12 protein-coding genes and 1 pseudogene are annotated in these 12751 nt (G+C 33.6%); 8 read left to right on the top strand and 5 right to left on the bottom strand.

The window, feature by feature from the left end:
• Positions 1–17: 17 nt before the first annotated feature.
• The 3 genes and pseudogenes from accC to nirD all read left to right on the top strand — a co-directional run bounded on the left by accC (position 18) and on the right by nirD (position 2354).
• Positions 18–1528 (top strand): annotated as a pseudogene (gene accC, locus IPK14_26645) (acetyl-CoA carboxylase biotin carboxylase subunit).
• 12 nt (positions 1529–1540) lie between these two features.
• Positions 1541–2029, top strand: a complete 489-nt coding sequence (locus tag IPK14_26640) for an acetyl-CoA carboxylase biotin carboxyl carrier protein subunit (GenBank protein ID MBK7996817.1) — start codon at positions 1541–1543, stop codon at positions 2027–2029.
• Between the two features lie 16 nt (positions 2030–2045).
• The gene (gene nirD / locus IPK14_26635; protein MBK7996816.1) at positions 2046–2354 is read left to right on the top strand and encodes a nitrite reductase small subunit NirD; all 309 of its coding nucleotides are present in this window, start codon (positions 2046–2048) and stop codon (positions 2352–2354) included.
• Here nirD and IPK14_26630 read toward each other — a convergent pair.
• The 4 genes from IPK14_26630 to IPK14_26615 form a co-directional block, all read right to left on the bottom strand.
• Complete coding sequence (locus IPK14_26630) at positions 2351–2872, bottom strand: hypothetical protein (GenBank protein ID MBK7996815.1); 522 nt, start codon at positions 2870–2872, stop codon at positions 2351–2353. The genes nirD and IPK14_26630 overlap by 4 nt on opposite strands.
• Positions 2873–2971: 99 nt before the next feature.
• Entirely contained in the window at positions 2972–3349 is a 378-nt protein-coding gene (locus tag IPK14_26625; GenBank protein MBK7996814.1) for an acyl-CoA thioesterase, read from the bottom strand.
• A 21-nt stretch (positions 3350–3370) separates the two neighbouring features.
• A complete protein-coding gene (locus IPK14_26620; GenBank protein MBK7996813.1) occupies positions 3371–5167 on the bottom strand; it encodes an ATP-binding protein in 1797 nt (598 codons plus the stop codon).
• 94 nt (positions 5168–5261) lie between these two features.
• The gene (locus IPK14_26615) at positions 5262–5846 is read right to left on the bottom strand and encodes a histidine phosphatase family protein (protein ID MBK7996812.1); all 585 of its coding nucleotides are present in this window, start codon (positions 5844–5846) and stop codon (positions 5262–5264) included.
• 198 nt (positions 5847–6044) lie between these two features.
• On the opposite strand from IPK14_26615, the gene IPK14_26610 reads away from it, so the two are divergent.
• The 5 genes from IPK14_26610 to IPK14_26590 are packed head-to-tail and all read left to right on the top strand — an operon-like array spanning position 6045 to position 10067.
• On the top strand, positions 6045–6707 hold the full coding sequence (locus IPK14_26610) for a hypothetical protein (protein ID MBK7996811.1): 663 nt from the start codon (positions 6045–6047) through the stop codon (positions 6705–6707).
• Positions 6665–7135 (top strand): glycosyltransferase family 9 protein, encoded by a 471-nt coding sequence (locus IPK14_26605; protein MBK7996810.1) that lies wholly within the window; start codon positions 6665–6667, stop codon positions 7133–7135. Before IPK14_26610 ends, IPK14_26605 begins: the two co-directional genes overlap by 43 nt.
• A complete protein-coding gene (locus IPK14_26600; protein MBK7996809.1) occupies positions 7084–7650 on the top strand; it encodes an isoprenylcysteine carboxylmethyltransferase family protein in 567 nt (188 codons plus the stop codon). Before IPK14_26605 ends, IPK14_26600 begins: the two co-directional genes overlap by 52 nt.
• 18 nt (positions 7651–7668) lie before the next feature.
• Positions 7669–8661 carry a DUF3108 domain-containing protein gene (locus IPK14_26595; GenBank protein ID MBK7996808.1) on the top strand — a complete coding sequence of 331 codons (993 nt, stop codon included), beginning with the start codon at positions 7669–7671 and terminating at the stop codon, positions 8659–8661.
• On the top strand, positions 8658–10067 hold the full coding sequence (locus tag IPK14_26590) for an alpha-amylase (protein MBK7996807.1): 1410 nt from the start codon (positions 8658–8660) through the stop codon (positions 10065–10067). Before IPK14_26595 ends, IPK14_26590 begins: the two co-directional genes overlap by 4 nt.
• Here the strand turns inward: IPK14_26590 and IPK14_26585 are convergent.
• Positions 10047–12671 carry a HEAT repeat domain-containing protein gene (locus tag IPK14_26585; protein ID MBK7996806.1) on the bottom strand — a complete coding sequence of 875 codons (2625 nt, stop codon included), beginning with the start codon at positions 12669–12671 and terminating at the stop codon, positions 10047–10049. The two genes, IPK14_26590 and IPK14_26585, sit on opposite strands and share 21 nt — an antisense overlap.
• Positions 12672–12751 lie beyond the last annotated feature (80 nt).

The following is a 12751-nucleotide window of genomic DNA, read 5'->3' as shown; positions in this document are numbered from 1 at the left end:
AGTAATTACAACAATATATGTTTAAAAAACTTCTTATTGCCAATAGAGGTGAAATAGCTGTCCGAATAATTCGGGCTTGTCGTGAACTAGGCATTTCACCTATAGCTATTTATTCTGATGCCGACCTTAATGCTTTGCATGTTCGTTTAGCTGACGAAGCTTATCATATTGGGCCAGCACCCTCGATAGAGAGCTATTTATCCATTGAACGAGTTATTGATATTATTGAACGTTCTAAAGCGGATGCTGTACATCCTGGGTATGGATTTTTATCAGAAAATGCTAAGTTTGTTGAGGCTGTTTCAACCACTCAAGCTGTTTTTATTGGCCCATCTGCTTCAGCAATGGAAATGATGGGAGATAAAATCCGCGCCCGCCAACTAGCTAAAGAAGCTAAAGCTCCTGTTGTTCCAGGAACAGAAGAACCGCTTGAATCTTTAGCTGAAGCTGAAAAAATTGCTCAAGAAATAGGCTTTCCTGTAATGCTAAAAGCTGCTGCTGGTGGTGGTGGTAAAGGAATGCGTCGAGTTAATAAACTTTCAGAGCTAGCAGGGGCCTATAATATAGCTCGTTCTGAAGCTTCAGCAGCCTTTAAAGATGCTACTGTTTATTTAGAAAAATATATTGTTCGTCCAAGACATATTGAAATACAGCTAATAGCTGATAAAGATGGAAATTATGTTTATTTAGGTGAGCGTGAATGCTCAATTCAACGACGTAACCAAAAAGTAATAGAAGAATGCCCTTCCCCAATTAATAGCGCGGAATTAAGAAAACGAATGGGAGAAGCAGCTATTGGTATTGCTCGTCAAGCAAACTATTATAATGCTGGTACAGTAGAATTTTTAGTTGACCAAGACCATAATTTTTACTTTTTAGAAATGAATACCCGCCTTCAAGTTGAACATCCTGTAACAGAACTAGTTACAGGAGTTGACCTTGTAAAAGAACAAATTAATGTAGCTCTAGGAAAACCCTTAAGCTTTACTCAAGCGGATATTCACTTAAGAGGTGCTGCTATTGAATGTCGTATTTATGCTGAGGATGCAGATAAAAACTTTATGCCTAGCCCTGGAAAATAACTAATCTATCTACTCCTAGCGGCCCTGGTGTACGTGAAGATAGCGGGGTTTATTCAGGTTATGAAGTACCTATTTATTATGACCCTCTACTATCAAAACTATGTGTTTGGGCATCAACTCGCCAAGACGCTATTGCACGTCTAGCTCGTGTGCTAGATGAGTATAAAATCGATGGCATTAAAACTACAATTCCTTTCTTTAAGGAAATTATTAAGCAAGCAGAATTTATCAATGGTGATTTAGACACAGGTTATCTTGAACGTAATTGGCAAAATTTACCAAAATCACCTTCTGAAACTTCTAAAAAATTGCTTGACCTAGCGGCTTTAGTAACAGCACTTAACCACCAAAAAAATAATCAATCTCAAACAAATGATTCTAAAGAGCATACAGAGAAGGAATCTGCTTGGAAATTAAGTGCTAGAGTAAAGGGAAGAAATTTTTAACCAACAAAATATATGAAATTAGAAATTGAAATTGCTAACAAAATAGTTGTTGTAGATTGGCATGAAAAAGACCAAAAAATCTTTGCTAACATTGATGGAACAAATTATGAAGTGCAAGTCTCTAAACCAAATAATAACACCTATACGCTACTAGTAGATAATCAAGTCTATGAACTAAGGGTTAATGCTAGCAATCATTCTGAAATTTCTATTGGTGATCAAGTAATTAACTCTAAAGTAGTTGACCATAGAAAGCAGCATCAAAAATCAGACGCAGCCTTAGCAGGAATCCAAGCCATTACTGCTCCTATGCCAGGGCGAGTGGTTCAGGTACTAAAAAATGTTGGAGATGAAGTCAAAAGTGGTGAAGGTATAGTAGTTGTGGAAGCTATGAAAATGCAAAATGAATTAGGCGCACCTAAAACAGGTATAGTAAAAGCAATTAAAGTAAAAGTGGGTCAAACTGTAGTTGCAAGCGAAGTTTTAGCAATAGTTGAATAATTTTGGAGTTTATTTAATGTCAGAGTTTGTAAAAGTAGCAAAAATAAAAGATATTGCAAAGGGGAAAAATAAAGTAATAGAACTTAATGGCCGTCCCGTTGCTATTTTTAACCATAATGACTCTTTTTATGCTATTGATAATGTTTGTCCTCATAAGGGTGCGCCTCTTAATGAAGGTGTTTTTATGGGAAATATGGTAATTTGTCCTTGGCACACTTGGACATTTGATGTTAGCAATGGAAATTGTATAACTAACCCAAGAGCTAAAATTTCCTGCTTTGAAATAAAAGTAGAAGGTGACGAAATTTTTCTTAAAGTAAATTAATAAGGTTTATTTTTCCTTTTAACACTGCCAAACAAAGTTGTTATCTCTCTGTTATTATTCGGCCAATTATAATAAGTTCTATGTTCTTGTTGATTAGGATATCTATCAAATAAAGTTGTTATTTGTTGACTATCTGGCTCTTGCAAATTACTAAAATTAAACTGTTTACTGTATTGTTTGATTAATTTAGCAATTGCAACTATCACATTAACTAGAGGTATAACTACACCTATCCATAACCCAGCAGACAAACACACTAAAGCTAAAATAACATTTAATGTTATAGCTACTAGCTGTCTTCTATTATTTGAGTTTTGTTCTTCGCTCTGTGTTTCCAGTAAAGCAAATCTAGGCGACCATAAAGACGTAGTTATTTTGGAGTTTACCATAAAATCTTTTTCTACATTACTACAACGTAAGCACTCTTCCGTTATCGGGTTAAAAAAATCGGTTTGGTGACAAATTTCGCAACGAGTTGCTGCTTTTTCTCTTTTTACTATAACTTGTTGTTTTTCCATAAGTTACCCATTTTGCTTTTAAAATAACTAATGCCCAATAATTATATGATTTTATTTTAAGTAAAACCAACGAATTATTGAGCATTTAAGTTTTTACTTTTAATCTAAAACAGGCACAGGACGACGCTCATCATTAACCGCTACATAAACCACTTCTGCTTCTGTAACTTTTACTTTTTGTTTTTGTGCAGCAATAATGCGCTCAGACTCAACATAAACTTTTACAGTGATTGAAGTTCTACCTATTTTTACTGTTTCGGTATAAAAACTAACTAAATCTCCTACAAATACTGGTTCAATAAAAATCACTTCATGCATTGCTACTGTAACTACTTTTTTATTGCTATGTTTATGAACCTCTATTGCTCCGGCCTGGTCAATATAGCTAAGTAATACTCCTCCAAATATTGTCCCATGTGAATTAGTATCACGAGGCATCATTACTACCCTAATGGCAGGGATTCTTTCTTGAGTCATAAATCTCCTTCAAAGTTTAATTTAGCGTACATAAGGCCGTAGCTGTTCAATTCGAGTTGCTATATCAGTGACAGGCATTTTTTTATACATTTCTGGTAGCATTTCCTTAGAAGTTGACTCACGAACTGCTACTAATGTTTGATACTCAATAGCTAATTCATCTCGAGCCGGGGTAAATTCATTAGAAACTTCTATTAAATCTTCTTGACTAACAACTTTACGTCCAGCATTTCGGGCATTTCTACGGCAACGAATTAAAATTGCTTCAATATCAGCACCAGAAAGTGATAATTCATGTTTGGTTAAAGGTGTCCAATCAGAAATAGTATGATCAATGTTATTTTTCTTAACCATCGCCTCAGCAATTTCCATTCTTTCTTCCTCTAGTTCTGGATAAAAAAGCGAAATATGTTCCTCACAACGGCCTTGACGCTTTAAGTCAATAGGTAGCAAATCTGGGCGACAAGTCATTAAAATCCACAAAATACGACCTCGATTTTCTGGACTACCCATTGCATTTGCTAGTTTAGAGAAGATACGAGAATCAACATCACTTCCACCGCCACCGCTATCACGGTTTCCTAATGTCGCGTCTGCTTCATCAATTAGTACAACAATAGGAGCAAGTGTAGTTAGTAGAGTAAGTATTTTTTCTAGGTTAGCTTCTGTAGAACCTACCCATTTATCACGGAAATTTTTTAGCTCAATTACATTTAAGCCACAATCCTTAGCAAAACATTCGGCTAAAAAGGTTTTACCTGTTCCTACTGGGCCAGATAGTAAAATTCCCATTGGTGCTTCTTCTGTAATACCATCCTTAATAATTTTAGCGATATTACGTAAAAATTCTTTTGCCTTCTTCATTCCTCCAACATGCTCTAGCCCATATTTTGGCGTGACAAACTCAACTAGTCCAACACATTCACTTTCAATAATTTCTTTTTTCTTATTACGTACAATTTCGTAAGTTAAACCTTCGGCATTTACTGAAGCACTACGAACCATAGAAGTAATATGAATACGGTTTAAGCCTGAAGACATATGAGAAAACTGTTCTTCATTCATTTCAAAACGGATACCAGGATTCATAACACGAAAATAACGAATATAGCTTAAGCGTTCTTCATAGTCTGGATAAGGAATTTCAATGTTTACAAGGCGTGGATTTTCTCTAATTCGTTGATTTACATCTGAAACACTTTCAGTAATAAAAATAATTGGGTTATGAGCAGGTTTATCTTGAGTAGTAGTAATCCATTTTTGCAGTGTCACCCATAAATTGCGGTCTTCACCTGACATATAGCTAACTTCGCTAGCAGGAATAATTGATTCTAAAAAGTTAATTACTACGCCACATTCACCAAAAAATTGCTCTGCTTGATCCCCTTTATCTGTGCGCCATTGTTCATAAAAAAACTGTTCTAAATAAGGAATTGCTCTTGCTGGATCACGTGGTAAGGTAGGGGTAATATTCATTTGTTTTTTAGTTGCTGCTAAAGGATCGGCTACTTTCATATCAGCAGCAAAAACCCGTTCCATTTCAAATAGCAAATCTCTTTTGCTTGCTTGTATGCCGTTGCTACGGTTATAAAGTAAAAAGTTGCGATCCTTAAGCAAATAACCTAGAAAACTAATCAAATTAGAATAGCTATTTTTTAACCAAATCAGGTCATAAATATTATGATAGAGCAAAAACCGACTAGCTTCCCCAGAATTATACTTACGCACCAAAGTAGCAGCCCATTTTGGCAATTGCCTAATTTCTTCTTCATTACCGCCTAATAGTTTTTTTCTTTCAACATTAAGTAAAGAACTCATAATTAAGACTCCAGATATGGGTGATTTTCAAACAAGAAACGATATTCTATCATTAGGTTAGGAAAAGCAAAACGCTTAAACCATAGTCTTAAAGCTATTTGCTTTCGTCACCATATTTTAAGTCTAATAACTTTGCCTTATCGTTTTTGCTAATATTCAATATAAATAAATTATTATATTCATTCTCATTTATTTCTTGAATTTTTATATTTCCTAATCTTTCAATTATAAATGGTAATGTATTTGAATGACCTACAACTAATATATTCTCACCCTTGTGCTTACTTTCTATTTCATTTAGTAATTTATCTGTGTTTTTTGCTTCAATTATTTTTATAGGAATATTGATTATTTCTGATAATGGTTTGGCTGTTTCTTGTGTTCTTGTAAACTCAGTTGCATATATAGCATTAATACCAACATTTTTTAAGATTTGAGCTAATGTTTTTGCTCTTTGCTGTCCAATCTCGCTTAAATTAGGGTTATTGTCATTGGATTTTGCTTTTTCTGCATGTCTTACTAAAATGACTGTTGTTATTTGTGATTTAGCAACCTCTGATAAAACTACTGTATTATTAAAGTATATATAACCAACAATAAAAGATAATAATAACATCACTAAATTTGCTTTTATGATTAACCTTTTAACAATTCCAAAACTCCCAATTCTATCTTTCATCAATTTTCCTTTCAAAATTACTAAACTTTACAAATTTTAATTTGTTGATTATGTATAACATAAATATCCTTTGGATAAATATTATTACTAGCGTTGAACGTAGTTTGCAGCGAAACGGTTAAACTATTATCATTTATTAGTTTTTTCTGCTAAAAGTAACTTAAATAGCAAATAAATTAACTTAAAGAATTAAACAAAGTGCATTTTTTAATTGTAAAACTAAGCTCTATTGGAGATGTTGTCCATACTTTGCCGGCTGTGGCAGCACTGCGTCAAGCCTATCCTAAAGAGCGTATTACTTGGGTAGTTGAACGCTCTGCATCAGCTATTTTGCTTGATAATCCTACTATAGACCAACTAATTATTATTGACACCAGGCGTTGGAGGAAAAACTTTTGGCAACCTCCTACAATACAAGAATTTATATCATCCATAAAAACACTTAGAAAACATCCTGTAGATATAGCACTTGATTTTCAAGGATTACTAAAATCTGCTTCTATTGCTAGACTTTCTCGTAGTAGCAAAATATTAGGTTTTTCCAACATTGGTTTAAGAGAAAAAGCTAGTCGATTTTTTTTAACAGATCAAATTGATATTAACGACCAACAACACGTTATAGAAAAAAAAACTTTACAACTTGTAGCAAGTTTAGGAATAGATATAAAACAGCCTTTTCAATTCCCTATTTCAGTTCCAAAGACAGATGAACTCTATATTGATAAGTTGCTTGAAAATTTACAAGTTACAGAGTTTGCAATTATTAACCCTGGTGGGGCTGGCCGACTAAGCTTTGGTCAGCAGAAAAGTTTGGTCAAATGGCTGATTGGCTTTGGGAAAATTATAAATTACCAAGTTTAGTAACTTTTGGGCCAGGAGAAGAAAACCTAGCTCAAAGGGTTATTAAAGCAAGCCGTTCAAGTCATTGTTATAGTGTTACTACTAACTTAAAACAATTTGTTGCACTAGCTCGACGTGCTACATTATTCTTAGGTGGTGACACTGGCCCGTTACATTTAGCTGCTGCTTGTCAAACACCAATTGTAGGAATTTATGGGCCAACTCAACCAAAACGCAATGGCCCTTTTGACAAAGCAGATTTAACCGTAGGACTAGAAGATTTAGCCTGTCGGGTTAATTGTCATCGTCGGCGTTGTCCAACTAATAATGAATGTATGGATATTTCACTAAACACAGTAGCAAAAGCTATTGAAAAACGTTTATCAAAAACAAAGTTATGGCAAATTGGAACTTATCTCAAATCTCACGCCGCGGGCGTGTCCCATTAGGCTTTTTATTAGGTCTTTCTTCTTTGGTACTAGCTACACCTACTCTTTGGAGCGTCTTAGCTGGTACTGTACTAGCTTTATTTGGCCTGGCTTGGCGGGCTTGGGCATCAGGACATTTAAGAAAAAATGAGCAACTAGCCATTAGCGGCCCTTATGCTTATACTCGTAATCCGCTGTATTTCGGCAGCTTTTTCCTTGGAACTGGCTTTGCGTTAGCAACTGCACGATGGGAAATAGTAATCGTATTTGTACTATTTTATTTACTTATTTATTCTTCAGTTATGAAATCTGAAGCAGAACACATGCAACAAATTTTCCCAGATCACTATCCAAATTACGCAAAAAACGTTCCGTTATTTTGGCCGAAATTTAGTGCTTGGCAAACAGCAGCAAAACGGGATTTTGATTTAAGTTTATATTTAAGATATCGTGAATATCGTGCTTTGTTAGGCACAATGGCAGCTTTAGCAATACTGGTAGCAAAAATTTACTGGCTACCATTAACTTTTAAATAATTTTTCATGGTGAAGGCTATGAGACTAATACTTATTTTAACTTTAATTATTTCCTTTGGTTTTGTGGCTGTTAGTGCGCAGAACAGTCCAAAAGCTTTAGAACAACCTGTAGAAAAATCAGAAAAACAAGATAAATTTGCTCCAGTCCGAGAGCCATTAAAAAGCTCTTTGCCCTTTCAAAATAATGAGCAGCTTACCTATGAATTAAGACTTTCTCGTTTTCCAATTTATGGAACTATTGGAGAATTATCATTTGTTGTTAATGAGGAAGCTATAACAGTAATTAACAATGCTGTTGATAATAAAACCAACAGAGAACCTAAACTAGAAAATACAGAAAAGCCCTTATCAGAAAACAAAGAAACAGCTAGCCCAGAAAGCCTTGCTATAAATAAATCTACTGATAAAACGCCTAGCCAGTGGAAGTTTAGCGTTACAGCAAAATCAAAAGGTATTTTGACTAGCATTTTCCGAATCAATGTCAATGATTTATTTACATCCTTTGTAAACAAAAATGATTTTAATGTTACTAAAACTGTAAAAGTCATTGATGAAGGCAAGAAACATCGAGAAATGGTAGCTGATTTTGACCAAAATAAACAAAAAGTAAGATGGATAGATACAGACTTAAAAACTCAAAAAGTTGTTCGCAGCAAAGAAAACCCTAGCCTAAGTTGGGTGACAGATATTGTTAATGGCTGGTATGTAATGAGAGCGCAACCACTTACAATAGGCAAAACTTTTGCTTTTCCATTAGCTGATGAAGGTGAGACTTACGAAATTGAAGTTGATGCGTTGGAAAAAGAAAGTCTAGAAACTGATTTTGGTAAGTTTTCTACTGTAAAACTAGAAATGAAAATATTTAATGGCAAATATATTAGACGTAAAGGAAGACTTTTTCTTTGGGTGACAGATGATAGCCGCCATGTCCCGCTACGCGCCCAAATTAAAAGCTCTTTTGGCACTGTTACAGCTACTTTAACTGAAATGAAAAATGTGAAAAATCTATGATTATCTATGAATTAAATGCCCGTGTTTATGGAAAGAACTTTGATCAAATTAGTGATCAAGAGCTACAACAATTAGTAGATTTAGGTTTTGATTGGCTTTGGCTAATGGGAATTTGGCGAACAAGCGAAGGCGGCAAGGTTGTAGCACAAGGAATTGAACCTGATTTTGAAGCCTCACCCTATGCAATTGTTGATTATCAAGTAAATCCTGATTTAGGTGGCGAGGGTGCATTAAAAGATTTGGTAAATCGCGCCCATAAACTAGGCTTAAAAGTTATGGCTGATTTTGTGCCAAATCATATGGCAATTGATAGCCCTTTGATTGACTCCAACCCAGAATTTTTTATTCATAGTAACCGAGATTTACGCGATGAATTAGACCGAGATTATTTTTTCCATCCTGGCGGAAAACACTTAGCACATGGACGAGATCCTTATTTTGCCGGCTGGACAGATACAGCACAACTTGATTACACACACCCAGAGCTAAGAAAGCACCAAATTAATGAGTTAAAGCGTATAGCCAACCTAGTTGACGGCTTGCGCTGTGATATGGCAATGCTGGTTTTACGCGAACAAATTAAAAATCAATGGTTTCCTAAAGTTGGTTGGGATGCTTTTAATTACCATATGCCCAATGAATTTTGGTCAGAAGCAATTCAAGCTGTTAAAGAAATCCACAAAGATTTTATTTTTATGGCCGAAGTTTATTGGGATAAAGAGTCTTATTTACAACAACTTGGCTTTGATCTAACTTATGATAAAAAGCTTTATGATCTGCTAGAACATTCTCAACTTCACCAAATTGTTAATTATCTACAAAATGTTTCTAATGATTATTTATCTCGTTCAGTACACTTTTTAGAAAACCACGATGAGGAACGCGCAGCAAATCGTTTTGGCAATAGACAACGCCCAGCAGCAATTTTAAGTTATGCAATTTTAGGTGTTCCATTTGTCCATCAAGGCCAAATGGATGGTTTAACAGAAAAAATTCCTGTCCAACGAGTTAAACCGCTAAAACAAGAAACAGCAGACGAAAAATTACAAAAATTCTATGCTCAGTTGCTCCAATCTATAAAAGACCCTGTGTTTAGACATGGTGAAATGATTACTTTAGGTGAACAATCTGGAGTAATTTTAGTTAGGCGACAATACGAAGGACGAACAATTTTAGTTGGTGCAGATATTGTTAATGAGCCTGGCAAATCAGGCAGTCCTGCTTTAAGTATTCCATTAATGCACTTAAAAATTTCTCCTGATAGCCAAATCCGCTGTTTAGATCACTTAACAGGCCAAAGCGTAGAACTTGCTACAAACAATAATGGCAATTTAGTCTTACCTCCAGCAGCAATAGCTAGTTGGCCTCAAACAGGAGGATTTTTATTAGAAATTTTTACTAACTAATTTAGATAAAGCCTCTCTAGCAACTTGGCGTAAGTAAGGGTTTTCTGTTTCATCATTTATTAATTCCTCCAAGGTTTTTTTAGCTTCAGGATTTGGAATTTTTCCTAAAGAATCTATTGCTCCCTTTTGTACATTAGTTTCTTCATCTTTAAGAGCTTTTATTAAAAATGGGACAGCCTCATCTTGTCCTAAATTTCCTAATGCTAAAGTAGCGGCTAACCTTATTTCTTTTTGTTTGTTATCTAAAGCATTAATTATTGTAGGCAAAGCACTTTTATCTTTTAACTTTCCTAGAGCAAAAATAACTTTTTCACGCACAAAATCTTCTTTATCTTTACTTGCCTTAAGTAAAGCTGATAAAGCTTTAGGATCCGCTATTTCACCTAATGCTTTTGCAGAAGCAGCACGAACCCAAGCAAAAGGATCTTTGAGACTTTTAATTAAAGCTTGTGTAGCGCGTGGATCAGCTATTTTTCCAAGCAATTCTGCAATTTTAGCTCTTGTGCTAGCTTGGTTATCTTTTAAGGCTTTTATTAAAACTGTCAGTGATTTTAAGTAAGGTGCTTTATTTAAGCTAACTAATTTTGTTAAAGAATCAGCTACACAAAAGCGGACTTCTGGATCTGGATCTTTTATAAGTTTAATTAAAGCTGGAATAGCTTGCGGGTCAGCTATTTTTCCTAAAGCTCTTACAGCATTAATATGCACTTGAGCATTGTTATCAGCTAGGCTTTTTATCAATCCTTGAACTGCAATAGGATTTTTTAATGTTCCTAGGCCAATAGCAGCAACGGAACGAACCCTAAAATAACTATCCTTTAACATTTTAATTAAGTTTGGAACGGTTTTAGCTTCTTCCAAATCAGTTAGCCTTAAAACTACATAATAGCGGACTTTAGGATCATCATTTTTTAGCTGTTTTATCAAGTCAGACAAAGGAATTTCTTCTAACAAAGTTTCTAGAGCTTTTGAAATATAACGAAATGTTGTTTCATCTGCTGTATTTAAAGCTTTAGCTAATATAAAAATATATTTCCAATGGTCATCTAGCTTGCCTAATTCGGCCATTTCACAAAGTGTGTAGCCAACAGAAGACCGCACATCTAAATTTTCATCTTCTAAGGCTTTAATTAAAGTTGGTATAGTTCGCCGGTCTGCAATCTGTCTTAAGCTTTTAGCTACAGCAATACGAACTTCAGGATTTTTATCATTAAAAGCTTCTAATAAAGGTTTTACAAAACGTCTATCACCAATATTTCCTAATGTTTTAATAGCCTCTAATTTTACTTTTAGATCATTATCATTTAATGTTTCTATTAATTTATTTATTAATTTAAGGTTAGTTATTTCTTTTATTTCATCAACTGCTGCATTACTATTTTCATATTTATCAGAATTTATAAATGACCATAATGTTTGAATATCATCTCGGTTTCTATTTGGATCTGCTACAATACCTAACACTTTTATTGTCCAATATTTAATATTAGAGTTATCAAAATTCAATTTTTCTATTAATTTTTCTATAATAAATAAAATTAATTCTTCGTCTTCTATTTGGATCAATCCATAAGCCATTATTTCTGATATGTCTTCTTTATTATCAAGTGCTTCTATAAAAAATTTTCTAATTTCTCTACTATTTTTTTTTCCTCGCTCTTTAGCAATTTTTTCTTTAGTCCATTTATCTGCTTCATCAATTATATGTAAAATAAGAGAATTTACTTTTTTATTTAAGATTTTCCTTTGATAATCTGTTTCTTTAGCATTAATTTCTTCTTTTGCTTTTAGCAAATTGCCTATTACAACAATTGCATTAATTTGTGTATCTTCACTTTTTAGAGCTTTTATCAAAACTTTGATAATTTTTGGATTATCTATCGTTTCTTGCAAATCTATTTCCATCAATTGACTTATAGCTTCTTTGACAATGAAAGCATCCTTGTTTTCTGCAAGTTTTATAAGTAAATTAGCAGCTTTATATTTCTGTAATTTGTCTAATTTTTGTATTTCAAATAGGATTCGTTCAGGCTCTTTTTTTATAATAAGTGGATTGTTGTAAACAATATCCATCCAAATAGGATTTCCTTTTTCATCTTTTAACTTTGTTAAAGTTACCATTGCAAAAAAACAAGTAGATTCTTTATTTAATCTTTCAATCAATATTGGCAGAAAAATATTATTTATCTTCTCTATTTTTAATACATTTCTTAATGAACTATCTAAATCAAGATCAGATATTCTATAACAAAAAACTTGGTAACTTGCTCCAATCATTGAAAATAGCATTTCAAGTGTTTGTTTATCTTTTATTTTGTTTTTTCCTATTACGCTACTTAATGCCAGAACTGAACTAAATCTCACTAAAGCATTTCTATCTAATACAGTTTCTTTTAAAACTTGAATTAATCTTTCTCCTACCACTTTACCTTTTATTGTTTTATGGATAAGGACAAGAGCAGCTTTTTCTTTTATCTGATTTTTTGGAATTTTACTTTCTATTACTTGAGTTATTTCATCGTTCAATAATTTGTAAGCTGATTTTAACTCCATTTCCTGGTATGAGTTAGCTGCCTGCAAATTATTTACTAATTTTGTAATCAAAAAAATTTCTCTATAACTTAATAGATGGAATTTATTTATTTTTGCCACTAAAGTAGCTATAAACTTTTTGATAACATCTG

The sequence above is a fragment of the Blastocatellia bacterium genome, from assembly GCA_016713405.1.
In the GTDB taxonomy this organism is placed as follows: Bacteria; Acidobacteriota; Blastocatellia; order Chloracidobacteriales; family JADJPF01; genus JADJPF01.
Note: the sequence above shows the minus strand (reverse complement) of the source record. Positions and strands in the feature narration are given on the sequence as shown.

Coding starts and splice junctions, on each gene's coding strand:
- IPK14_26605 (MBK7996810.1), top strand. CDS start 6,665: ATGGCTGATTGGCTTTGGGAAAATTATAAATTACCAAGTTTAGTAACT.
- IPK14_26640 (MBK7996817.1), top strand. CDS start 1,541: ATGAAATTAGAAATTGAAATTGCTAACAAAATAGTTGTTGTAGATTGG.
- IPK14_26620 (MBK7996813.1), bottom strand. CDS start 5,167: ATGAGTTCTTTACTTAATGTTGAAAGAAAAAAACTATTAGGCGGTAAT.
- IPK14_26615 (MBK7996812.1), bottom strand. CDS start 5,846: ATGAAAGATAGAATTGGGAGTTTTGGAATTGTTAAAAGGTTAATCATA.
- IPK14_26590 (MBK7996807.1), top strand. CDS start 8,658: ATGATTATCTATGAATTAAATGCCCGTGTTTATGGAAAGAACTTTGAT.
- IPK14_26595 (MBK7996808.1), top strand. CDS start 7,669: ATGAGACTAATACTTATTTTAACTTTAATTATTTCCTTTGGTTTTGTG.
- IPK14_26630 (MBK7996815.1), bottom strand. CDS start 2,872: ATGGAAAAACAACAAGTTATAGTAAAAAGAGAAAAAGCAGCAACTCGT.
- nirD (MBK7996816.1), top strand. CDS start 2,046: ATGTCAGAGTTTGTAAAAGTAGCAAAAATAAAAGATATTGCAAAGGGG.
- IPK14_26625 (MBK7996814.1), bottom strand. CDS start 3,349: ATGACTCAAGAAAGAATCCCTGCCATTAGGGTAGTAATGATGCCTCGT.
- IPK14_26600 (MBK7996809.1), top strand. CDS start 7,084: ATGGCAAATTGGAACTTATCTCAAATCTCACGCCGCGGGCGTGTCCCA.